Source organism: Devosia limi DSM 17137 (genome assembly GCF_900128975.1).
Classification (GTDB): Bacteria; Pseudomonadota; Alphaproteobacteria; order Rhizobiales; family Devosiaceae; genus Devosia; species Devosia limi.
The window spans coordinates 379,943-402,976 of the sequence record NZ_FQVC01000003.1 but is presented as its reverse complement, the minus strand read 5'-3'; the positions used below and the strand labels follow the sequence as shown (position 1 = coordinate 402,976).

At 64.7% G+C, this 23,034-nt stretch carries 18 protein-coding genes; all 18 read right to left on the bottom strand.

All coding sequences use genetic code 11. The annotated features are described in order from the left end of the window. Window positions 1-46: 46 nt before the first annotated feature. Window positions 47-1,951, bottom strand: a complete 1,905-nt coding sequence (locus tag BUA69_RS07445) for a hypothetical protein (RefSeq protein ID WP_046135463.1) — start codon at window positions 1,949-1,951, stop codon at window positions 47-49. Then, on the bottom strand, window positions 1,948-3,090 hold the full coding sequence (locus BUA69_RS07440; RefSeq protein WP_046135462.1) for a protein-glutamate methylesterase/protein-glutamine glutaminase: 1,143 nt from the start codon (window positions 3,088-3,090) through the stop codon (window positions 1,948-1,950). Before BUA69_RS07440 ends, BUA69_RS07445 begins: the two co-directional genes overlap by 4 nt. Window positions 3,091-3,101: 11 nt before the next feature. Continuing rightward, on the bottom strand, window positions 3,102-3,911 hold the full coding sequence (locus BUA69_RS07435) for a CheR family methyltransferase (RefSeq protein ID WP_046135479.1): 810 nt from the start codon (window positions 3,909-3,911) through the stop codon (window positions 3,102-3,104). Between the two features lie 127 nt (window positions 3,912-4,038). After that, a complete protein-coding gene (locus BUA69_RS07430) occupies window positions 4,039-4,497 on the bottom strand; it encodes a chemotaxis protein CheW (RefSeq protein WP_046135461.1) in 459 nt (152 codons plus the stop codon). A gap of 8 nt (window positions 4,498-4,505) precedes the next feature. After that, window positions 4,506-6,614 carry a HAMP domain-containing methyl-accepting chemotaxis protein gene (locus BUA69_RS07425; protein WP_046135460.1) on the bottom strand — a complete coding sequence of 703 codons (2,109 nt, stop codon included), beginning with the start codon at window positions 6,612-6,614 and terminating at the stop codon, window positions 4,506-4,508. Then, entirely contained in the window at window positions 6,611-7,111 is a 501-nt protein-coding gene (locus BUA69_RS07420; protein WP_046135459.1) for a chemotaxis protein CheW, read from the bottom strand. Before BUA69_RS07420 ends, BUA69_RS07425 begins: the two co-directional genes overlap by 4 nt. Further along, the gene (locus BUA69_RS07415; protein ID WP_046135458.1) at window positions 7,108-9,123 is read right to left on the bottom strand and encodes a chemotaxis protein CheA; all 2,016 of its coding nucleotides are present in this window, start codon (window positions 9,121-9,123) and stop codon (window positions 7,108-7,110) included. Before BUA69_RS07415 ends, BUA69_RS07420 begins: the two co-directional genes overlap by 4 nt. Continuing rightward, window positions 9,120-9,488 carry a response regulator gene (locus BUA69_RS07410; protein ID WP_046135457.1) on the bottom strand — a complete coding sequence of 123 codons (369 nt, stop codon included), beginning with the start codon at window positions 9,486-9,488 and terminating at the stop codon, window positions 9,120-9,122. The genes BUA69_RS07415 and BUA69_RS07410 overlap by 4 nt, the downstream gene beginning before the upstream one ends. Next, complete coding sequence (locus BUA69_RS07405) at window positions 9,485-9,823, bottom strand: STAS domain-containing protein (RefSeq protein WP_046135456.1); 339 nt, start codon at window positions 9,821-9,823, stop codon at window positions 9,485-9,487. The genes BUA69_RS07410 and BUA69_RS07405 overlap by 4 nt, the downstream gene beginning before the upstream one ends. A gap of 588 nt (window positions 9,824-10,411) precedes the next feature. Next, entirely contained in the window at window positions 10,412-11,467 is a 1,056-nt protein-coding gene (locus BUA69_RS07400) for an HD domain-containing phosphohydrolase (protein WP_046135455.1), read from the bottom strand. 104 nt (window positions 11,468-11,571) lie between these two features. After that, on the bottom strand, window positions 11,572-13,500 hold the full coding sequence (dxs, locus tag BUA69_RS07395; protein ID WP_046135454.1) for a 1-deoxy-D-xylulose-5-phosphate synthase: 1,929 nt from the start codon (window positions 13,498-13,500) through the stop codon (window positions 11,572-11,574). A 187-nt stretch (window positions 13,501-13,687) separates the two neighbouring features. Beyond that, window positions 13,688-15,385 carry a peptidoglycan L,D-endopeptidase MepK gene (gene mepK / locus BUA69_RS07390; RefSeq protein ID WP_244468761.1) on the bottom strand — a complete coding sequence of 566 codons (1,698 nt, stop codon included), beginning with the start codon at window positions 15,383-15,385 and terminating at the stop codon, window positions 13,688-13,690. Between the two features lie 554 nt (window positions 15,386-15,939). Then, window positions 15,940-17,574 (bottom strand): L,D-transpeptidase family protein, encoded by a 1,635-nt coding sequence (locus BUA69_RS07385; RefSeq protein WP_052950574.1) that lies wholly within the window; start codon window positions 17,572-17,574, stop codon window positions 15,940-15,942. Between the two features lie 219 nt (window positions 17,575-17,793). Continuing rightward, on the bottom strand, window positions 17,794-18,546 hold the full coding sequence (locus BUA69_RS07380) for an ATP-binding cassette domain-containing protein (protein WP_046135453.1): 753 nt from the start codon (window positions 18,544-18,546) through the stop codon (window positions 17,794-17,796). Window positions 18,547-18,555: 9 nt separating this feature from the next. Next, a complete protein-coding gene (locus tag BUA69_RS07375) occupies window positions 18,556-19,755 on the bottom strand; it encodes an alanine racemase (RefSeq protein ID WP_046135452.1) in 1,200 nt (399 codons plus the stop codon). Between the two features lie 11 nt (window positions 19,756-19,766). Then, entirely contained in the window at window positions 19,767-20,759 is a 993-nt protein-coding gene (locus BUA69_RS07370) for an ABC transporter permease (protein ID WP_046135451.1), read from the bottom strand. A 95-nt stretch (window positions 20,760-20,854) separates the two neighbouring features. Further along, window positions 20,855-21,919: a substrate-binding domain-containing protein gene (locus BUA69_RS07365; protein WP_046135450.1), complete on the bottom strand. Its 1,065-nt coding sequence runs from the start codon at window positions 21,917-21,919 to the stop codon at window positions 20,855-20,857. A 49-nt stretch (window positions 21,920-21,968) separates the two neighbouring features. Continuing rightward, a complete protein-coding gene (locus BUA69_RS07360; protein WP_046135449.1) occupies window positions 21,969-23,024 on the bottom strand; it encodes a substrate-binding domain-containing protein in 1,056 nt (351 codons plus the stop codon). Window positions 23,025-23,034: the final 10 nt, after the last annotated feature.

Here is a 23,034-nt window from a genome sequence, read left to right as displayed (position 1 = left end):
CAAAGTGCTGCCTGACCGTTTCACGAATGGGATCGCTGCCCTGCTGCTAGAAGAACAGGACGTCGTCGATGTCGTCGGCGCTGTCTTCAGCGACAGGCGTGCTGTCCGCCTCCGGGACGCAATCGAGCTCAAACTCCACCGCTGCTGCCTCGGGCACCGCCTCCGGGGCGCCATCGAGCTCGAATGCCACCGCTGCGGCCGCAGGCGCCGCGCTGGGCTCGGCGGGCGGTGGCGTGAGCCCGTGACGGGCGACGATATCGTCATGGATGCGGCGCTCGGCTTCCATGGAGTAGCGCTGGCGCAGGAATTTCAGCGCGGCGGGCGGCACCAGCTGGATTGGAGGCTCCTGCAGCTCGACCTGACCCAGCAGATCGGCCAGTTTGAACTGGGCGTCGGTGAGCGCTTCGATGATCCTGGCATGGCCGCCAAGGCCTTCGGCGGCGTCGGCAATCTTGGCCGTTGCTTCGGGGCCGTCACGGCCGAGGCTCGTCAGCGCGTCGCCGAGACGCTGGTCGACGGTTTCCAGCAGGGCGATCGAGGCCATGGCCTCGTCTTCGAGCTGGCCGACTTCCTGGGCGAGCTTGCCATTGGAGGCGGCGCTGAAGCTGCGAGCGGCGGCCATGGCCTCTTCCAGCCGCTCCACGGCGCCGCGGGCGGCGGGGACGAGATCGCTGGTCAGCTCGCGCAATTGGGCAGCAATGACGCTGAGCGAAGCACCGCGCGGCCCCAATTGAGCGCATTTGACCGCGGCATTGAGCCCGACCAGCCGCATATTGGCTTCGATTTCCTGCACCGCCTCGACGTGGCCGAGCAGCACTTCAACGGTCTGATCGACCGCCCCAGCCATCTGGTCGAGCCGACTGCGCTCGGCAGCGCAGCCGCGCAGCAGCACGGCGGCGCGCTGCATCTCGACGCCCAGAGTGGCCAGCGAAGTCTTGCCCTGACCGCCGCCGCCATAGAGCTTGCGGCATTCCGCGATGGCGGCAGCGGCGTGGCTGGCCAGATCGATCAAGGTCTGCTCGGCACCGACGATGTCGCCATTGAAGGCCTCGATGGTGGCGCCCAGCTGAACTTCCTGCAAGTCGAGCACGACGTTGACCAGGCCCAGCCGGGCGGCGTCCTCGATGGTGATGCCGCCGATTTCGGCGCCATTGCACCAGGCGGCGAGGTCGGTGAGGGTGGTTTCGCTGTGCTCGACGCGCTGGCGGGTGGCGTCGCCGACCTGTAGCGCCATGACCGCATTGGCGACGCGGGCGGTGATTTCGCGGGAGACGCGCACGGTCTCGGCGCTGCGCTGGGCCGAGGCATCGCGGCGTTCGCTGACCTCGGCCAGGCCCTGGTCGAGAATGCCCACCAGCTCGGTCAGGGCGCCGAAATGGTCGGCCTCGAACTGTGAGAGCTGGTCGGAGGCGCCATGCACGGCGCCGAGCAATTGCCCATGGCCTTCGGAGAAGGCTTCGACGGCCTTTTTGGCGCCGTCGGACAGATTGGCGATATCCATGGTGAAGACGTCGAAGTGATCGGCAGCGCCATTGAGACCGGCGGCCACGATACGGGCATTGATGGCCAGAATGCCCATCATCTTGACGGCGCGCTTGAGCTCGACAATCGGGCTGGTGGCGGCATCGACGGCGGCAACGAGGCGCTCGACATCCTGCTTTTCCAGCACGAATGAATCGCCGATCTCGCGGGTGCGGCGGGCGATATTGCCGAGCCGGACGATGGCCTCGGCCATTTCGGGACTGTCGAGATCGCGCGGCAGCGCTGCAAAGGCGGCTACGATGCGGTTGAGCAGGGTCGAGGCCTGTCCGAGACGGTCGCCGACGGTGAGGAAGGCGGTTTCGATGCCGGCGCGCGGTTCTGCCAGGTCAATGGCGAGGGCCTCGAAGCGGGCCGGCAGCTGCAACAGGTCGAGTTCGGGTTCGGCAGGGACAGAGACTGCAAGCGTCATATTGAGGCTCCGCGCTGATCGCCGGCGGCGCGCGCATAGGTCAGGATTTCGGCGGCCATGCGATTGAGGGGCAGGACCCTCATGGCGGCACCGCGCTGGATGGCTTCCTTGGGCATGCCGAAGACGATGGAGGTGTCCTCGTCCTGCGCCACGGTAAGGGCGCCGGCCTCTTTCATTTCGAGCAGGCCGCGGGCGCCATCGTCGCCCATGCCGGTCAGCAGCATGCCCAGGGCATTGCGGCCGGCGCTCTGGGCGGCGGAACGGAACAGCACGTCGACCGAGGGGCGGTGGCGCGAGACATGCACGCCCTCGGTAATGCCGACGGTATAGCGGCTGCCCGAACGCTGCAGCAGCATGTGCTGATTGCCGGGGGCGATCAGCACGCGGCCGGGGCTGACGACGTCGCCATGCTCGGCTTCCTTGACCTGCATGGCGCAGATGGCGTTGAGACGGCGGGCAAAGGCATGGGTGAATTTTTCGGGCATGTGCTGGACGATGACGATGCCGGGGGCGGTGGCGGGCAGGGCTTCGAGCACTTCGCGCAGCGCTTCGGTGCCGCCGGTCGAGGCGCCAATGCAGATGATCGGATCGGTCTGGGGCATGGCAGCGATGATCGAGGCCATGCGGCTGGCCGATTTCGGCGGGATGATGGCGTCGGCGGTCAGCTTGGCCTCGACGGTCAGGCGCGGCGCCGGCTTGTGAATGCCGCGGAACTTGGCATGAGCGGCCGCCTTGGCGGCGTCGCAGATGCGCATCCGCGATTCCTGCAGGAAGTGGGCGGTATCGACGCGCGGCTTGGTGACAACATCGACGGCGCCGGCCTCCAGCGCCTGCATCAACGTATCGGAGCCGGCCTCGGCCAGGCTCGAACAGATCACCACCGGAATGGGGCGCTGCGACATCAGCTTGCGCAGGAAGGTGATCCCATCCATGCGCGGCAACTCGATATCGAGGAAAATGACATCGGGCACTTCATGGCGGATGCGCTCGACCGCCACATAGGGGTCGGCGGCAGTGGCCATGACCTCAAGGTCGGGATCGCTGTTGATGATGTCGCTCAGGGTGGTGCGCACCGAGGCGGAGTCGTCGACGATCAGCACGCGGATCTTGCTGTGGCCAGGATGGGTCGTGTCGGACATGGCGGCGTTCCTCAGACCTTCTGAAACACGGCAGGGGCGACCTGACGCATGGTGATGGAGGTGCCGATCATCGATTCCGAATGGCCGAGCACCAGATATCCGCCCGGCCGCAGATGATCGATCAGGCGGCGGATGACGGCTTCCTGGTCGGATTTTTCGAAATAGATCAGCACATTGCGCAGGAAGATGACGTCGACATCGCGATCGACCGGATAGGTGCGGTCCATCAAGTTAAGTTGGGCGAAGCGGACCAGGCGCCGCAGTTCGGGCACGATGCGGACCTCGGGCCGCAGGCCCGGATTGCGCGAGCGCATCACATAGCGCGATTGCTGTTCGGCCGGGACGGGGGCAATCGTTTCGGCGGAATAGACGGCGCGCTGGCCCTGCGCGAGCACGGTGGTGGAAATATCGGTGCCCAGGATCGCAAAGCGGAAATCGGCGCCGCTGGCGGTCGCATCGGCGAGCACCATGGCCAGCGTATAGGCCTCGGCTCCGGTCGAGCTGGCGGCGCTCCACAGCTTGAGCAGCGGATTGCGCTCGGCGCGGCGCGCTTCGAGCAGCTGGGGCACCATGGCGCGGGTCAGATAGGTAAAGTGCTCGGGTTCGCGGAAGAAATCGGTCTTGTTGGTGGTCACCGCATTGATCAGGTGCGGACGCTCGGACTTGAGCCCATCCCGCTTGAACAGGTGGGTGCAATAGGCGGTGAAGCTGGGCAGGCCGAGGGCGCGGACGCGCTTGCGCAGCCGGCCTTCCACCATCAGGCGCTTGCTGGGCGGCAGCTTGATGCCGACTTCTTCGCCGATGAGGTTGGACAGGCGCATATAGTCGGACGGGCTGAAGTGATCGTCGCCGTCGTCTTCGGCCAGGATCTTGCGGGTGGCGTGTTCCAAGGTCTTCTCCGGCCTGTTGGGGGCCGGCCGCCCATGGGCGGCCGGTATCGGACAATGGTCAGGCGGCGCGCTCGATTGCCAGAGCGCCGAGCAGGCGATCAAGGTCGAGCACGGTGACGAAGGCACCGTTGCGACGGCCAATTCCGGCAATGCACTCGCCGTTCCAGGTGCCGCTGATCGCCGGGGGCGGATCAAGGCGTGGATCGTCGAGCACCGTCACTTCAAACACCCGGTCGGCCTTGAGGCCAAGGGTGAGCGCGCCATCGCGCCCGGTGACCGTGAGCACCACGATGCGAGTGGTTTCGGTATCGGCGATCTGCTCCAGCCCGAGGGTCAGGCGCAGATCGATCACCGGCACGCCCTGGCCACGCACATCGATCATGCCCAGCAGATTGGCGGGCGCCTGGGGCAGCCGCGCAATCGGGCGCATGTCGAGGATTTCCTGGACCCTTTCCACCGGCGCCGCGAAGAGATCCTCCGCGACGCCAAGGGTCACATATTGTGCGGTTTCAGCCATGGCTGGGCCTAGGCCGCGCCGCGGCGGGTGAAGTCGGCGTCGAGGTCGTCATGGCCTTCGTCCAGGCTCAGATCGAAGCCACCGCCGCTGGTGCGGCCTGCCGGGCGTGGTGCCGGCTTGCGGGGCGCCATCTGCGGGGCCGTGGCCAGAATGGCATCGCCCAGATCCTGGCGACCGACGCTGGCCGGCTTGCGGGCAGCGACGGGTGTCGCGGCCGCCGACAAGCGCTCGTCGGTGCGGAAATAGCTGATGGCGGCCTGCAACTGCTCGGCCTGGCTGGCCAGTTCTTCAGCGGTCGCCGACATTTCCTCGGAGGCGCTGGTGTTCTGCTGGGTGACCTTGTCGAGCTGCTGGATGGCGGTGTTGATCTGGGCCGCGCCGGCATTCTGCTCGCGGCTGCCGGCCGAGATTTCCTCGACCAGTTCAGCCGTGCGCTGGATATCGGGCACCAGGCGCTGCAGCATGTCGCCGGCCGAGCGGGCGGCGCCGACAGTGTGGACCGAGAGCGTCGAGATTTCGGCGGCGGCAGCCTGGCTGCGTTCGGCGAGCTTGCGCACTTCGGAGGCGACCACGGCAAAACCGCGGCCATGTTCGCCGGCACGGGCGGCTTCCACCGCGGCGTTGAGGGCGAGCAGATCGGTCTGGCGGGCGATTTCCTGCACCACCATGATCTTTTCGGCAATGGTCTGCATGGCAGTCACGGCATTGTTGACCGCTTCGCCCGAGGCGATGGCATCGGCCGCAGACTGGCGGGCGATCTTTTCGGTCTGGCTGGCATTGTCGGCCGACTGCTTGATGGTGGCGGCCATTTCTTCCATCGACGCGGAGGCTTCTTCGGTCGAGGAGGCCTGTTCGGTAGCGCCCTGGCTCAGCTGCTCGGCAGTGGCCGACATTTCCTGGCTGCCAGCGGCAACATTGCGGGTCGCGGCGGTGACTTCGCCAACCACTTCGCGCAGCTTGTGGGTCATGCCGTTTAGGGCATCGATCAGGTCCTTGACCTCGTCATTGGACTTGGCGGTCGCGGTGGCGTTGAGATCGCCGGATGCCACGGCATTAGCAAGGCCCAGGGCGCTCGTCAGGGCGCGGCTGATCGAGACCACGATCCAGGTCGCGGCAATGGCGGCCACGAGTGCGGAGCCGAGCAGGATGGCGATCAGCAGCATGCGGCCATTGTTGTAGAGATCCGTCGCGTTGGTGACGGCTTCGCGGAACAGCTCGTTGTTGCGGCTGATCATGCTCTGAAGCAGGACAGTGGCTTCCGTGCGCGTCGCAAAGCTCTCGCTCTGCTTTTCGACAGCCTTCAGATCCGAGCGGCGCATGCTGATGTCGACAGCCTTGTCCATCGCCGCCGCCATTTCGGCATAGGCGGCTTCAGCCGTCGCTACCAGGGCCATGTCGGGGCCGGAAACGAGCCGGGCCAGAGCCGGGAACAGCTGGGCGGCGGAGTCCAGGCCGGCGACGTAGTCGGCATACCAGCGATCCTGCAGTTCCGGATTGCCCGAAGCCAACAGCACGTTCCGCTGCTGGCGGAACATGTCGCTCAGGGTGAGAAACGTCCTCGATGCCGTTTCGTATGCTGCAAAGGCGTTGACGTCGCCCATCGCGGCGCGGGTCGACAGCGACTTCAGAATTGCGGACATCGCGTCCTCGACCTTGCCCAGGGCTGCGCTGCCTTCGCTGGAGCTGACATCGAGGGCGTGAACGTCGGTAATTTCGGAGGCGAGCGCCTCGACTTCCTGGACCTCTACCCAATATTGATCGAGCGTGGCGCCAAGCTCGGCCAGAATCTCCCTGTTCTGCGGATCGACGATGCGGGTCGACAGGTCGGCCTCGAGCCGATTGATCGTCTCGTATGTCTGATCGATCTGGGCCGTGATTTCGTTGATGGTGTCGATATCGTCAAACAACACGACGGCATTGACCTGAGAGCCGATGTTCTCGAGGGCAGTCTCCATGCTCGCCATCTGCAGCGAACTGGTCGCCTGGACATTTACGATGTCGTTCAGCGAGTCGTTGATCTGCCCCAGGCTCTGGATGGAAAGCACCATTGCGCCGGCGGACATGGCCACCACGACGGCAAAAGTCGCCGCCAGCTTGGTTTTAATCGTTAGTCTCACGATGCAGACCTTTCTTCTGAAGCTGCAGCAGGCGCGGTTCTGGCGCTCTGCGTTTCGAAAATTCGCCCCAGATCGGGGATGATGATGAAGCCGCCATTGCGCTTGCCGATGCCGCGAATGAATTCGGGGCGCCAGCGCATGCCGACCTTGGGCACCTCCTCGATGGAGGCGGCCTCGATATCGGTGACGTCATGGACCTTGTCGGCGAGGATACCGGCGACGGTGGGTTCACCGTCGATATCGATCTCCATCACCACGATGCGGGTGTCCTGGTCCGGCTCGGGCCGGTCCATGCCGAACATGACGCGCAGATCGGCGAGCGGCACGACACGGCCGCGCACATTGATCAACCCGCTGACAAACGGGGAGGCATTGGGCACTTCGGTGATCGGCACCAGATCGAGGATCTCGCGCACGCTGCCCGCCTCGACGGCAAACAATTCGTCCTGCAGGCGGATGGTCAGCGCCTTCATGGGACTGGCTAGTGCGAGGCTCATGCGGCTCTCCCCTGGTCGACATAGAACTGGCCATGCGCCACCAGATGGGCGGTATCCAGGATCAGCGCGACGGTGCCGTCGCCCAGAATGGTCGCGCCCGAGAAGGACTTGATCGCGCTATGCAGCTTGCTCAGCTGCTTGATGACGGTCTGGTTGTTGCCGATGATCTGATCGACGACGAGGCCGACGCGGCCTTCGCCCGACGAGACGATCACCACCTTCTGGTGCGGCTCGAGCGGGGTCTTGGTGCCGAACACTTCGCGCAGGCGCAAGAAGGGCACCAGGCTGCCGCGGATATCGAGGAAATTGCGGCCGCGCGCATTGGCCTCGATGCCCTCGGGCAGCTCGACGCATTCTTCGACGGCGGCCAGCGGGATGGTGTAGCGGCCGTTGCCGACCCGCACAAGCATGCCATCGATGATGGCAAGGGTGAGCGGCAGGCGCAGTGTCGCTGTGGTGCCCTGGCCGGGGCGGGTGCTGAGCTCGATGGTGCCGCGCAGCCCGTCAATGGTGCGCTTGACCACGTCCATGCCAACGCCCCGGCCGGACAGGGCCGTGACCTCCTTGGCGGTGGAGAAGCCGGGGGCGAAGATCATCTGGAACAGGTCCTGTTCGCTGATCTTGGCGTCGGGTGCCAGCAGCCCGGCTTCCTCGGCCTTGGCGCGGATGCGGGTGGCGTCCAGCCCGGCGCCGTCATCGGCGACCGAGATGGCGACTTCGGCCCCGGCATAGACGGCGGAGAGACGGACACTGCCCTTGGCCGATTTGCCAGCAGCCAGGCGCTTTTCGGCAGTTTCCAGGCCATGGTCGACGGAGTTGCGGATCAGGTGGACCAGCGGGTCGGCCAGTCGCTCGATCATGGTCTTGTCGAGTTCGGTGTCCTCGCCGGAGGTGATGAACTCGATGTCCTTGTCGAGATCGCGGCTGAGGTCGTGGATCAGGCGTCGGAAACGGCTGAACAGGGTGCCGATGGGGACCATGCGGATGCCCATCGTGGTGTCGCGCAGGCCCGAAGACAGGCGCTCCAGCTCTTCGGCAATGGTCTTGAGATTGGCATCGCTGCTGGAATTGGCGATCTGGGTCAGGCGGGCCTGGGCAATGACCAGCTCGCCCACGCGATCCATCAGTTCATCGAGCCGTTCGGCGGCAACGCGGAGCGATGAGCCGGTCTTTTCCGTCGTGGTATTGGTGGCGCGCCTGGTGTCGCGGGGGGGCTCGCTCGGCTCGATCAGCGCGGGGACCGCTGCGGGCGTCTCCGGCAAGGGGAGCGGTGCCGCAAGCGGGGCCGGAGCGGGCTCGGGCAGGCTGGCTTCATCCTCCAGCGGCGTGACCGACAATTCCATGCCGTCGCGCAAGAACAGGAACACATCCTCGATCCCGGCATGGGGATCGTCATGGGTCAGATCGACCTGCCAGCCGATCGTGGGCACTTCGGGATCGAGGTCGGCCAGGGGGGGCACCGCGTCGGTCAACGCCTTGACGGTGCAGGGGCCGAGAGCGGCGATCTCCTCGAGCAGCAGGATCGGGTTGGTGCCGTATACCAGCGAGTCGGCGGGCAGCTTGAAGACGATGCGCCAGCGCTTGCTGATGGTCGCCGCCGGTTCGGCGGCAACCAGGGGGGCGGGCAGAGCGGCTGCGGGTTCTGCGGAGACGATGATGCGCAGGGCATCGAGGATGGCATCGCCACCGGGCACCGCATCATCGGGATGCTGGAGCAACTTGTGGATGTGGTCCTTGGCATCGAGCGCCACGGCGACCAGTTCGTGGGTGGCGGGGCTCAGGCCCTTGCGCACCCGGTCGAAGGCGGTTTCGAATTCGTGCACGAACGCGGCCACCTGGGTGAAGCCGAACATGGCGCCCGACCCTTTGATGGTGTGCAGCGCCCGGAAGGTGGAATTGATCAGGTCGGTATCGGCGGGGTTCTGGCCGAGATCGAGCAGGCCGCTTTCGAGCTGTTCGAGCAGCTCGCGCGCCTCCTGGCGGAAGGTCTCGGTGGGGTCGGGAAGGCTCATGCCCCAGTCACCTTCTTGATGACAGCAATCAGCTGGTCCTGTTTGAACGGCTTGACGATCCAGCCCGTGGCGCCGGCTTCCTTGGCCTGGCGCTTGAGCTCCTCGTCCGATTCAGTGGTCAGCAAGATGATCGGCACGCCTTTGCTTGCCGGGTGCTGGCGATACTTGCGGATGAACTCGATGCCATTCATCACCGGCATGTTGAGATCGGTAATGATGGCATTGAACGGCTGGGCGATTGCCTTGTCGTAGCCCTCGGCGCCGTTGCCGGCTTCCACCACCTGATGGCCCACCGCGCTCAGCGTCAGCGCCACCATCTGGCGGATCGATGCCGAGTCATCGACGGTCAATATCAACTTGCTCATGCTGCATAGCCTTTCGATGTATGGGTCCAGAACTGGCCTTCTGCCGTCTGGGCAGCACCCGCCGGACTGACAAATCCAGCCTTCACCAGGGTTTGCCGCAGCAGGCTGTCGGCCGACGCCGTCAGGGTCAGGCCCTTGCCGGCACGGGCTGCGGTCTTGTGGGCGGCGACCAGGACCTGGAGAATCGTGATGTCGAGATCGGCATCCGCAGCAACCGCGACGGTGACGGCGGGGTGGGTCTCAAGAGCGAGAGAAAGGGCGGAGGCGACCTCAGTGGCGTCGCGCAATCCGAGTTTCCCCCGCAGTTCGAAGAGGTGCGATTGGGAATGTTCCATGTCGTCGACCAGTATTCCTTGGGCAAGGTTGTGCCGTTCTCTGTCTCGACAAAGTCAAAACAAAGTTCTCAGGTCCGAAGATTTAGGATTTCGCGATGTGACACGATTTTATCGTGTGCGCTCTTGAACTTAATACCCATAATCTTTTGGCGCTGTGAAATGGGTAGCCCAAAATCCTTAAGCTCTCATTACCGTGAGCTCACCAATACTTTATTGAGAATAGTCAATACATATCATTTATGGCGATGTATTTGTATTAAGAATTGAGCCCGTTGCTGGCGGATTCGGCGGGTGCCAATTGGCGCGGTGAATCTTCGATTCGTCGGGGTTGAATCCAATGCGGGCAATCGGGCGGCGAATACTTGATTTTGCCCTGCTGGTGACTGCCGGGGCGGGCGGCGGCAGAATCTCGGTGGCGCAACCTTGCCAAAATGCGGCAGAAATATGGGCGTCGCGCCTTGTGCAGAACTATTCTGTATTGGGCAGATTTTGCCGGGTCGGCGGCCTAATCGTCAGTGTCTCGAACAAAAAACCGGCCAGGACGATGCCGGGCCGGTGTCACGCGATGGCGCTGTGGAAGCGGGTAGGCTAGCTGGCGGCAGCCAGCGGTTCGGGCTGGGCGCGATCTTCGATAAGGGCGACGATATCGGCCCAGCGGGCTTCAAAGGCGGCGACGCAAGCGGGATCGAACTGGGTGGCACTGCAGCGCACAATCTCGCGATAGGCATCTTCCGCCGGCCAGGCCGCCTTGTAGGGACGCTCCGAGCAGAGCGCATCGAAAACATCGGCAATGGCGACGATGCGCGCCTCGATGGGAATATTGCTGCCGGACAGGCGATCGGGATAGCCATTGCCATCCCAGCGCTCGTGATGGCTCTGGGCGATCAGTTCGGCCGTGCGGATGAGCTCGGACGAGCCGCGCTCGAGAATGCGGGCACCGATATCGACATGGCGGCGCATGATCGCCAGTTCGTCCGGTGTCAGCTTGCCGGGCTTGCTGAGGATGGCGTCGGCAATGCCGATCTTGCCCACGTCATGCAGGGGCGCAGCCAGATAGACCATGCGGCAGCGCTCGGGGCTGAGGCCGACGCCCTCGGCGATCATGCGCGACACCACAGCCACGCGCGAGACATGGCCGCCGGTATCGCCATCACGGAACTCGATGGCGCGGGCCAGCCGCCAGATCAGCTCCTCCTCGCGCTCGACCACATGACGGGTGGCGATTTCGACTTCGCGGGCCAGCCAGTCGGCGCGGTCGGCCAGATCGATCTGGGCCTGGCGCAGGGCGAGCAGGTTGCGGACGCGGGCCTGCAATTCGACGGTATCGAAAGGCTTGGGCAGGAAATCATTGGCGCCGGCGGCAATCGCCTCGATCCGCATGGCCTTGTCGATATCGGAGGTGACCATGATGATCGGCACCAGCCGGTAATCGGGGCTGTTGCGCAGGTGGCCGGTCAGTTCGACCCCGTTCATGCCGGGCATGATATTGTCGAGAATGACCAGATCGAACTGATGCTCGGCACTGCGCGCCAGAGCCAATGCCGGGTCGAGACAGGTTTCAATGGCGTGATCGCCCATTTCGGCGATCTTCTGGGCAAGAAAAGCCAGGCTTGAGCGACTGTCGTCGACAATCAGAATATGCACGGCGCTTCCTCTTACAAGGCGGTTTGGGCGCACTATAGGAGGCGAAACGTTAAAGCCATCCATGCGCGATGGCTGGCTTTGCCAGCCAATCGGTAAGGCGGCGTTCAGACCTGGGCGAGCGCGGCGACCATGGCGGCTTCGTCATAGCCCAAAGTGGCCAGGGCCGTCGCGACGATGCCGGCGCGGTCGAGCCCGGCATCGGCATACATGTCGGCCTGAGTCGAGTGCTCGACAAAGCGATCCGGGATCATCAGCGGGCGGAACCGCAGCTTGCCGTCGAGCAGTCCATTGGACGCCAGGAAGGTCGCGACATGGCTGCCAAAGCCGCCAATCGAGCCCTCTTCGGCAGTCAGCAACACGTCGTGGCTGGTGGCCAGCCTGGCGATCAGCTCTTCGTCCAGCGGCTTCATGAAGCGCGCATCGGCGATGGTGGGGTTGAGCCCCAGTGCGGCCAGTTTTTCGGCGGCAGCGAGGACTTCGCCCAGCCGCGTGCCATAGGAGAGTATGGCGATAGTGGCGCCCTGGCGCACGATGCGGCCCTTGCCGATGGGCAGGATTTCGCCGCGCTTGGGCATGTCGACGCCCAGCCCGTCGCCGCGCGGATAGCGGAAGGCGATGGGGCCATTGTCATAGGCGGTGGCGGTCGCCACCATATGCTTGAGCTCGGCCTCGTCGGCCGCGGCCATCTGGACGATGCCGGGAATGGCGCCGAGATAGGCGGCGTCATAATTGCCGGCATGGGTTGGGCCATCGGCGCCGACATAACCGGCCCGGTCGATGGCGAAGCGCACGGGCAGATGCTGGATGGCGACGTCGTGCACCACCTGGTCATAGGCGCGCTGCAGGAAGGTCGAATAGATGGCGCAGAACGGGCGCATGCCCTCGCTGGCGAGGCCGGCGGCGAAAGTGACGGCATGCTGCTCGGCAATGCCGACGTCAAAGATGCGGTCGGGATAGATCTCGGCGAACTTGTCGAGCCCGGTGCCCGAAGGCATGGCGGCAGTTACAGCGACGACGCGCGGATCTTCTGCGGCTTCCTGGATCAGGCTTTCGGCAAACACGGCGGTATAGGAGGGCGCGTTGGACACGGCCTTGGCCTGGGCGCCGGTGATGACGTTGAACTTGGAGACGCCATGATACTTGTCGGCGGAGTCCTCGGCCGGGCCATAGCCCTTGCCCTTCTTGGTCACCACATGGACCAGGATCGGGCCTTCCTTGGCGTCGCGCACATTGTCCAGTATCGGCAGCAGGCTATCGAGGTCGTGGCCATCGATGGGGCCGACATAGTAAAAGCCCAGCTCTTCGAACAGCGTGCCGCCGGTGAAGAAGGAGCGGGCGAATTCCTCGGTGCGGCGCGCCGGCTCGTAGAAAATCTGCGGCAGCTTCTTGGTCACGGTCTTGGCGGTTTCACGCATGCCGCGATAGGCCGGGCTGGACACCAGCCGTGCCAGATAGGTCGAGAGCGCGCCGGTCGGCGGGGCAATCGACATGTCATTGTCATTGAGGATGACGATCAGCCGCGCATCCATGGCGCCGGCATTGTTCATCGCTTCATAGGCCATGCCGGCCGACATGGCGCCATCGCCGATGACAGCCACGACATTGCGCGGCGTGCCCTGCAATTCGCTGGCGACGGCCATGCCGAGGCCCGCCGAAATCGAGGTCGAGGAATGGCCGGCGCCAAACGGGTCGTATTCGCTTTCGGCGCGCTGGGTAAAGCCCGAGAGGCCATCCTTCTGGCGCAGCGTGCGGATGCGGTCGCGGCGGCCGGTCAGGATCTTGTGCGGATAGGCCTGGTGGCCGACGTCCCAGATGATGCGATCATGGGGGGTATCGAACACGGCATGCAGCGCCACGGTCAACTCGACCACCCCGAGGCCGGCGCCCAGATGGCCGCCGGTTACCGAGACGGCGTCGATCACCTCGGCGCGCAATTCATCGGCCAGCTGGCGCAGGTGTTCGCGGGGCAGCGCGCGCAGGTCAGCGGGCGCAGCAACTGTGTCGAGCAGGGGGGTGAGCGGCTTGTCGGCCAAGCTGGCGATCCTTTGCCGAGGACTGGTACAATCAGAATTCTTTAGGCGCAGGGGCCCGGCTTTGCAACCGCAGGCTCGCGGCTGCGTCCATCGCGCGCGCCATGGCTAGTGGGCGATCATGCTGGAATTGGGGCAAGCAGCGCCTTGGCGTCCCGGTCCACAGGGGCGGACCGGGAGGAAAGCGAGATCAGTTGAGCGCAACCACCAGCGGCTTGGCCGCGACAAACCGGGTGTGGCTGAGCTCGGCCGGCTCGTCGCCAACGCCCATGACGGTGACATAGCGTCCCATCTCGGTGCTGGGATCGAAGTCGGCCTCGTCGTGCTCGAAGATCACTGCAAAGTGGGACGAGGACAGGGCCGCCGGGGCCACGAAGACTTCCGCAATATGTTCGAGATCGGGGGCAATCAGCTCGACCTGGCGCGGATCGGCGGGATTGGGACGGCGCGCGACCATTTCGGCCAGAGCCGTCGCCATTGACTCGCTCTTGTGCTGCTCGAGTGCGCCAAAGGTGCTGTCAAACAGGTTGGTCATGACGCCTACGGCCGGTTCGCCACCACCCAGAGAGGCGGTGCGCAGGCCCGTTACGCCAGCCAGTTTCGGCATGGCAAAGGCGGGGCGCGGTATCGGCGCGACGGAAGCGGTGGTGATGGTGTCGTTCTCGATGATGGTTTCCAGCGCAGCCTGCACCGGGGCATAGGCCGTCATCACCGGCTCCGGCTCGCGGGCCGACATGTGCAGGCGCGGTTGCGGATAGGGCTGGCTCATCGCGGCCAGGGCCACAACGGCGGTTTCGGGGCTGCCGGCAGGCAGTGCGGCAGCAGTTGCTACCAGCAGGGTCTGCGACTTCATCAGCGGAACCGGCGGCACCATGGCCGTGCGCAATTCGTTCTCCTGCAGCGGTGCGCTGCCGGTGGTGGAGAACGGAATCACCGGGGGCTGATCGATGGCCGCCATGGCGGCGGGCGCGCCGAGCGCGGCAGGGCGCAGCATCGGCATGGGCGCGGCTGCATTGGCAATGGCATTGGCCGGGGGAACGATCTGGGCAGGGGCCGCCGCCGCAACCTGGACCCGGGCCGACGGGGCGGGGGCACGCGTGCCGACATCTTCGACTTCGTTTTCGTCGCCGCCGAACAGCATGCCGAACAGGGTCTTGCCGGAGCCGCCACTATTGCTGGCGACGCGGGTGCCCGAGCTGCCGCCATTGCAGGGCACGGAATGGCATCGCTGCCATTCGGCCTGGGCCAGGCGATAGCCTTCCTGCGACAGCGGCTTGCCGTCATTGGGAACGTGCAAGGTCTTGCCGTCGGGGAAGATTTGCTTGAGCTGGGCACGGGTCATGCGCGGCCAGGCGCGCACATTGCCAGTATCAAGGTGAACGAAGGGGCTGCCCGAAGTGGGGTAATAGCCGACGCCGCCGACCTGCTTGCGCATCGCGGCGGCGCGCAGCTTGGTGAGCGAAACGCCCGGAATGTAGAAATCCATGGCATTGCCACGGGTGTGCTGGGAGTTTTCGGCAACGCCCGAGGACGAGGCGCGCAGCATTTCATTGGTGGCGGGAGAGCGGTAGGCCGAAACCACCGTCACCGGCTTGCTGGCGCCCACTTCCTGATAGACCTCCCAGACCAGGTCGAACAGGCGCGGGTCCATCTTGGCTGGCTCGTTCCGGCGCCAGTCGCGCAGGAAACGGTTCAGCTCATTGAGGCCCGACTGCACATATTGCCCGTTGCGCTTGAAGACGATGCGGGCGGTTTCCTTGGTGTGGGTATAATAGAGATAGAGGCTTCGCTCGGAAGCGGCGCTCGCCGGCACGACGGCCTGCGGCAAAAGCACGGTGATGCTCATAAGGGCAGCCATTGCCAGCCGCACGATATGGTGCCGTTTCAAATAGGATGTCCCCGTCACGCGATACTCTGCCCGGTTGCCTGCGATTTGAAGTCGGACGTTAGCGTAAAAACCAATAGAACCTATTAACGCTAACTGGCTGTCAAATGCTCGCTATGGGCCCCTCGTCGAAATTTTTAGGCTGAAATCCGGGCTGAACCAAGGCGAAAATGTAAAGCGGAGGTTAAGGTGGAGAGCGCCGCGCCGTCAACCGGGCGCGGGGTCCGGCCCTGTCCAGTCGCGGCGGGACGATCTATCCCGCTTATCCCCGCTCCCCGGATTGGCGCTAAGATGGCGGCACTATCGTTACGTCAGGCGGGGTCGCGCGAACCGGTCCGTAACGGAGCAGATGGGCGAGGTGGGTGTTCGCCCTGCCTTGGGTCCAAGCGGGTTGTGTCTGCCTAAGCTCAAGAGGCGGGCCGCCAGCGGGTTCCGGAAATCCCATCGCAGGCGGCGAGGCGTGCCTCGCTTATATATTCATCATGAGGCAGGTCTCGCCGCATGCATCGCCTGTGAGATACCCGCCGGGCCGTGGCCCGGGCGGCGGCGTGGCATGCTTACTTCGCCATGGCTTCGATCAGTTTGGCGTTGTGGCCATAGAGATCGCCAAACGAGCGGATGGTGCCATTGTCGTCGACGCGCAGCGTGAAATAGGCCAGGTGCACGGGGATCGAGGACTGCGGGTTCACCCACCGCTCGGAGGGGCCGAACATGGCCTCGAGCGACGCCCGGCTCATGCTCGTCTCGTTGGCCAGCAGCGCATCGGCGAATTCCATCGGGTTCTGCACGCGCACGCAGCCATGGCTGAGCGCGCGGTAGTCGCGACCGAACAGGCCCTTGGACGGGGTGTCGTGCAGATAGACGTCGTGCTTGTTGGGGAACAGGAACTTGATCTGGCCCAGGGCATTGCCCGGACCGGGGCGCTGGCGCACGCGGAAGGGGAAATTGGCGGGGCTGACTTCGGCCCAGTTGACGGCCCAGGGGCTGACGGCGCTGCCATTATACAGCAGGTCCATGTTCTGGCTGTCGATATAGCCCGGATTGGCCAGGGTCTTGGGGGCGATTTCGCCCTTCACGATCGAGGAGGGCACGTTCCAGTAGGGGTTCACCACGATGTGGCGGATATTGTCCGAGAACACCGGGGTCTGGTTCTTGGTGGTGCCGACCACGACGCGGGTGGTGTATTGCTCGACCCCGTCGCGGCTGATGGCAAGACGGAATTCGGGAATGTTGACGAAGACGTTGAACTTGCCGAGATCGGTGGGCATCCAGCGCCAGCGTTCCATATTGGCCAGGATGTCGTCGCGGCTGACGGCCGCGCCGCCATTGAGCGCGGCAATGGTCGCCGGCCCGGTAACGCCATCGGGCGACAGGCCCAGGCTTTCCTGGAAGGCCTTGATCCCGGCAACAACCGCATCGTCATAGATCAGCGAGGCATCGGCCGGCAGGCCCAGGCGTTCGCGGATCAGCGGCATGCGCGCATCGCTGACGCCGGGCTTGAGCAGCGGGCCATCGGCAATGGCGGCGGGGCGATCGACGGTGCCGTCCTCGAACTTGGCCAGGGCAGCTTTAAGCGCCAGAAATTCTGGATGGGTCGGCTCGAGCTTGGCCAGCACCGCAACCGGGTCAGCGCTCCTGGCCAGTTCAACCAGCAGCGCTGCTTCATCGAGATGCTTGGGCTGGATATCGAGCTGCGAGTCCACCGATTGCGGCTTGATGCGGCCGGTATGGATATGGGTGGCATAGGCCATTGTGGCCTTGGAAAATGCCGTCTCCAGCGCCGCCATCCCGGCTGGGTCGGACTGGGCCGTGGCGACGTCGAGCGCCGGTGTCAGGTAGTCGCTCGGGCGCAGTCCCTCGCGGGCCGCGTCCTCGAACAGTTTGAGGATCTTGCGGGCCGGGGCGGAAAACGTCACGCCGCCATCGGCGGCCTGGTCCAGCCAGATCGGCTCGAAATGGCGCTCGCCATAGAAGAAATACAGCTTCTGGCCGGCTTCATAGGTGGCGCTGCCTTTGGGGGCGCCATAATAGGCGGCAGAGAGCGCGGCCTTGATATTGGCAGCCAGCGGGGTTTGCGGTGGGGCAATGGTGACGCGGGTGACGGCTGCCGTCGCGACATCCTGAGCATTCGCCGGCATGGCGACGGCGGTGCCGGCCAGCGCTGCGAAGAGGCAGATCAGGAACTTGTTCATGCGGACTCCATGCACGGCGACGCAGTATTGGGATTGCTAAAGGCCCAGCCTGAACGCAGATTCGGGAGCCTCGCACGGCAAAATCAATACTCTGCAAACCTTAACAGGAACAATCGCTCTCATTATCGTGACCGCAATCTGTGGCGGGCCGGCAACGCTTGCTGCCGGCCTCCAGCGGGTGATCGCATGCTCTGGCGGGTGTTGTCGTCGCCATTGACCTCAGCTGGCGTTGAGGCCGGTGATCATGGAGACGATCTCGTTCTTGTCGGTCGCCGCGGTGGTGCGGATGCCGATCTGCTTGCCGCGACGGAGCACGCAGATGCGATCGGACAGGCGGAAGACCTGGTCGAGGCTGTGGCTGATGATGAGGACGCCAATATTGCGGGCCTTGAGGGCGGCGATAATAGCCTCGACCTTGGCGGTCTCGGCGACGCCGAGCGCGGCGGTCGGCTCATCGAGGAGGATCAGCTTCTTGGCCCAGTGGGTGGCGCGGGCGATGGCGACCCCCTGGCGCTGGCCGCCCGACAGATCGCGAATGGTGGCATGGGGCGAGGGGATGCGGACATCGAGTTCGTCGACCAGGCGCTGGGTCTCGGCGATCATGGACTTGCGATCCAGCTGGCCAAGGGGCCCCTTGGTCATTTCGCGGCCCAGGAACAGGTTCATATAGACCGATTGCTGCTCGGCCAGGGCGAGGTCCTGATAAACAACCTCGATGCCGTTCTCGCGTGCCTTGGTGGCGCTGGACATGGCGACAGGTTCGCCATCGATCAGGATCGAGCCCGAGGTGGGAACATAGACCCCCGAAATGATCTTGATCAGGGTCGACTTGCCGGCGCCGTTATCGCCGACCAAAGCGACGATTTCGCCCGGCGCGATGGTGAGGCTGAAATCCTCGATGGCGACGACGCCGCCGAAACTCTTGCGGATATTGCCGAGCGCCAGCACGGGGGCCGTTGGGGACTGGTTCATCTCGAACTCCTAGAGCGGCCAGGCTTCGGGATGCCCGAAGCTGTTTTCAATTGTCTCGATCTGGGGATTGCCGGTCGCGATTCCGGAGACGCCCACCACATAGGCGCGGGTGACAAAGGCCTGTCCGCGGAAGCCGAATACGGCGCTGTCGCCTGGCTGCGGCGCGCGGCTGCCGGTCGCGTCGATCATGGCGTAATAGTCGATGGCGCTGGGGGGCGGTATTTCGACTTCCAGCAGGGCCGACGCGTCAACGGTCGGCTCAGGCGAAACCAGCGCCTTGACCGGATAGTCGGGGAAGATGGGATCGATATAGAAGCCGCCGCCCAGGCAATAGGCCTTGCCGCCCGACAGGTGGGAGACTTCGCTCAGGTACAGCACGGCGGGCAGTTCGGGCAGGTCCTCAACGGCGTGCAGGGCGGTCGTGCCATGCAGGCCATTGCCCGGCTCGCACTGGGTGGCGCCGGCGGCGGCCAGCGCAGCCAGCAGCACCGAGGAGGTGGTGCCCGGGGCGTTGATGGCGATATCGCTACGACCGGCGCGGCGCAGCGCCTCGGCGGTGCGGGTGAGGGTCGTCAGATTGGGCGTCGGCTTGACCGTGCGGCTGGCGTGATCGAACAGCAGGGCCGGGAAGGTGGTGATCCCGGCGAACTTGCCGCCGGCCAGGGCATCGAGGGCGTCGGCGACCGCAATGATGTCGTCGGCATCGAAGCCGCCTTCATGGCCCCGATAGAAGGTGTCGCCTTCGGCCTTGATCCGGGCCAGCAGGTTTTGAACGCGCCCGGCCTTGGCCGCGCCGGCGGCGGCTTCAGCTGCCTTGGTGGCGTTGAACACGGTCCAGTTGTCGGGACGCAGCGTGGCTGCTGCGGCATCGGCCTCGAACCGGGCGATCTGGGACAGGTGGCCGAGATGACCGATGCCCATGCCGGCATTGTGGGTGGCGCGGGCACAGGCCATGTCGACGGCAACCGACCGGGCAATGCCCCCGGCCATGACGGCCTTGCAGAAGCTCGACGAGCGGCCGACCTGCTTGGTCATGGCAAAGATGTCCAGCCCGAGCCGATCGGCCTCGGCCTTGAGTACGCGCGCATTGGCGGTGACGGCATCCAGATCGAGCACATAGGCATTGGCCGGGATGCGCCCCTCCTGATGCAGGGCCATGGCTGCCTGGATAAAGCCGGGATTGCGGCGGCGGAGAACGTCGAGAAACATGGTGGCTCCCTTCAGCGCGTGGTTTCGCGCAGCGACACGGCAACGGCGGCCAGAATGATGAGGCCACGCACGATCATCTGGTCGGAAACGGAGAGGCCCATCAGGATGAGGCCATTGTTGAGCAGGCCCATCATCAGCGATCCCACCAGGGCGCCAATGATCGAGCCCTTGCCGCCATTGAGCAGCGTTCCGCCGACAATCACCGCTGCGATAACGGTCATCAGGTCGGTTTCGCCCAGCGTATATTTGGCCGCCTGCAGCCGCCCCGAGTAGAGCAGGCCGGCAAGGCCCGCCATGGCGCCGCTGATCAGGAACACGGTCAGGCGGATGCGGGGGACCTTGATGCCGGTGACCATGGCAGCGCGGGGATTGTCACCGGTGGCCAGTACATGAGCGCCAAACCTGGTCTGACGGAAGACGAAGTGGCCGATACCGACGGCCACGACGGTCCAGATGACCAGCGAAGGAATGCCGAACAGCGAACCCGAACCGAACAGGCCGGTGAACATGGAATCGGTGACCGGGATCGAGCGCAACTGGGTCAGCGAACGGGCGACACCGGCGAACAGGCCCATGGTTGCAAGGGTCACCAGAAAGGACGGCAGGCGCAGATAGGCGACCAGCAGCCCATTGACGAGGCCAATGGCAAGACCGGCACCAATGCCGGCGGCGACACCAAGCAGCAGGCCCGCCTCGGGCATGGCTGCCATGGCCATGGCCGCGCAGAGGGCAGAGACCGCTACAGTGGAGCCGATGGACAGGTCGATGTCGCCGGCAGACAGTGCGAAGACCAGGCCGATGGCCATAATGGTGGCGGGCGCGGTCTGCAGCGCGATATTGACCAGGTTGCGCGAGGTCAGAAAGCCACTGTCGCGCAAAACGATGGCGAAGAAGACGAAGATGGCGACAAAGCCGACATAGACCACATATTGCTGCAGATTAATCCGGGACAGGCGTGCCAGAGGCGAGCTCTCGGCCGGGTGTGTGGTGGATGGCGGGGACATAGTGATCCTCTGTCTTGGCGTTGACTGACGCTGTTGCCAGCGCGGACGTGAATGAGGCTCGGGCGGGGCCGTGGCCCCACCCGAAACTGGCCTGGTCAGTTGCCGGCGGCGAGCACGGATGGCGGCGCGGCATGGCCCAGCGATTGCTGCCAGCCTTCGGCAACATTGGCCGGACCGACGATGAGCGCATCAACGACCAGGAATGGATCGACATCGCGACCCAACAGGGAAGCCGCGCCGGCACGGGCCGCATAGACGCCGATATTGTAGGCCTCATCGGCAATCAAAGCGGCAATGCTGCCGCCCGAGACCATGTCGAGACCAGCAGGCTCGTTCAGATCGATGGTCACGATCCTGACATCGTCACGGCCGAGCTGACGCAACACCGAGAGCACACCGGTTGCCGGTTCGGCCCATGGCACATAGAGGCCATTGATATCGGGGTTCTGCAGCAGCATGGCGTTGGCAATGTCTTCGATCCTGGCGGGGTCGGCCATGCCGGCTTCGGCGACAATGTCGAGACCGTCATAGGTGTTCTCGATGTGCCATTTGAACGCGGCGTCGCGCAGATTGGTCACATGGAAGTCGGCATCGTGGAAGATGTAGCCCACCTTGCCAGCCCCTGCGAGGGCCTGGTTCATCGCTTCGGCCGTCTTTTCGCCAATGCCGACGAGGTCAGCCGAGACTGTGGTGACATAGTCCTGGCCATGGACGAAACCGGCCGCCGCATTGTCGACGAAGACAATCTTGGCGCCGCCCTGGAGCGCGGCGGCATAGGTGCTGGCACCCGCCGCCGGATCGACCGGCAGAGAAACGAGGATGGAAGGGCTACGGCTCATGACGGTTTCGACATCGGCCTGCTGGCGGGCGGCGTCGAAGCCCGCGTCGGTTTCCGCCACCACCTCGATCCCCAGCCGCGCGAACTCATCCTTGGCACCCTGGGCAACGGCCCCGGACCAATCGTAAAGCTCGTGCCAGGCGAAGGCGGCAGTGAAGCCGCCTTGCTTGAGCTGGTTGATTTCGGCATCGGTGAGCTGGAGCGCAGCCACCGGGGTCGCGGGTTCGCCATTGGGGCCCACGGTGACGGGGGCTTGCGCCATTGCGCTGGCCGGCGTCAGGGCCGTTGCCAGCCCTAATGCGGCGATCAAGTGTTTACGCATGGTTTATCCTCCTGAGGGTGGTCGCCAATTATTGACGATTGGCTGATGCTTATTTGCCAAGCACCGAAGCCGGCGCATCGCGGTGCAGAGACTGCTGCCAGCCTTCGGCTACATTGTCGGCGGTGACGGTCAGGGCCGGAGCGACAACAAAGGCTGGCGTTTCTTCCCCGAGCAGCCCCTTGAGCCCGACAGCTGCCATGGCGCGGCCCAGTTCATAGGCTTCGTCGGCGACGAGGCCGACGACATTGCCGCCTTTGACCATGTCAAGCGCCACCGGTTCGGAGAGATCGAGGGTGACGATCTTGGTATCGCTATTGCCGACACTGCGCAGGGCAGCCAGGACGCCCTCGGCGGGCTCGGCCCAGGTCACATAGATGCCGTCGAGGTCAGGGTTCTGCAGCAGCATGGCGCTGGCCAGTTCCTCGGCACGGGCGGGATCGGAAATGCCCTGTTCGGCGACGATCTTGATGCCGGGATGGTCGTTTTCGATGGTGGCCTTGAAGGCCTGGTCGCGCTGGTTGGTGACGTAGTAGGCGGCATCGTGGAAAATGTAGCCGACTTCTCCTTCACCGCCGATGGCGGCGGCAAGGGTATCGGCGGCCTGCTTGCCCATCTGGAACAGGTCATCGGTGACGATGGCCGCATAATCGGTGCCGTGGACGTAGCCGGCAGGGAGATTGGACAGGAAGACCAGCTCGACACCAGTGCCGGCAGCTTCGCGGAATGCCTCGGCGGAGGTAACCGGATCCAGCGGCAGCGACAGGATCACGTTCGGCGAAGCCGTCAGGGCGGTCTCGATGTCGGACCGCTGCTTGGCGGCATCGAAACCGGCATCGGTGGTGACGACCACCTCGACGCCTGCGCGGGCGAACTCATCCTGCGCGCCGCTCGACACGGCATTGATGAAGTCCGACGACGTGTGCCAAAGCAGCGCCGCCTTGTAGCCCTTACCGGTCAGTTCGGCGATATCGGCATCGCTCAAGGCGACCTGCGCAGACGGGGTGGCGGTTTCGCCATTGGGCCCCACGGTCTGGGCCTGGGCCGCAATGGGGCTCAAAAGAGTGGCGGCCAGGAGGGCCGTCGCCAGTGCAGTTGTCGTTTTCATTCTCGTTCTC

Coding starts and splice junctions, on each gene's coding strand:
- BUA69_RS07445 (WP_046135463.1), bottom strand. CDS start 1,951: ATGACGCTTGCAGTCTCTGTCCCTGCCGAACCCGAACTCGACCTGTTG.
- BUA69_RS07440 (WP_046135462.1), bottom strand. CDS start 3,090: ATGTCCGACACGACCCATCCTGGCCACAGCAAGATCCGCGTGCTGATC.
- BUA69_RS07435 (WP_046135479.1), bottom strand. CDS start 3,911: ATGCGCCTGTCCAACCTCATCGGCGAAGAAGTCGGCATCAAGCTGCCG.
- BUA69_RS07430 (WP_046135461.1), bottom strand. CDS start 4,497: ATGGCTGAAACCGCACAATATGTGACCCTTGGCGTCGCGGAGGATCTC.
- BUA69_RS07420 (WP_046135459.1), bottom strand. CDS start 7,111: ATGAGCCTCGCACTAGCCAGTCCCATGAAGGCGCTGACCATCCGCCTG.
- BUA69_RS07415 (WP_046135458.1), bottom strand. CDS start 9,123: ATGAGCCTTCCCGACCCCACCGAGACCTTCCGCCAGGAGGCGCGCGAG.
- BUA69_RS07410 (WP_046135457.1), bottom strand. CDS start 9,488: ATGAGCAAGTTGATATTGACCGTCGATGACTCGGCATCGATCCGCCAG.
- BUA69_RS07405 (WP_046135456.1), bottom strand. CDS start 9,823: ATGGAACATTCCCAATCGCACCTCTTCGAACTGCGGGGGAAACTCGGA.
- BUA69_RS07385 (WP_052950574.1), bottom strand. CDS start 17,574: ATGAACAAGTTCCTGATCTGCCTCTTCGCAGCGCTGGCCGGCACCGCC.
- BUA69_RS07380 (WP_046135453.1), bottom strand. CDS start 18,546: ATGAACCAGTCCCCAACGGCCCCCGTGCTGGCGCTCGGCAATATCCGC.
- BUA69_RS07375 (WP_046135452.1), bottom strand. CDS start 19,755: ATGTTTCTCGACGTTCTCCGCCGCCGCAATCCCGGCTTTATCCAGGCA.
- BUA69_RS07370 (WP_046135451.1), bottom strand. CDS start 20,759: ATGTCCCCGCCATCCACCACACACCCGGCCGAGAGCTCGCCTCTGGCA.
- BUA69_RS07365 (WP_046135450.1), bottom strand. CDS start 21,919: ATGCGTAAACACTTGATCGCCGCATTAGGGCTGGCAACGGCCCTGACG.
- BUA69_RS07360 (WP_046135449.1), bottom strand. CDS start 23,024: ATGAAAACGACAACTGCACTGGCGACGGCCCTCCTGGCCGCCACTCTT.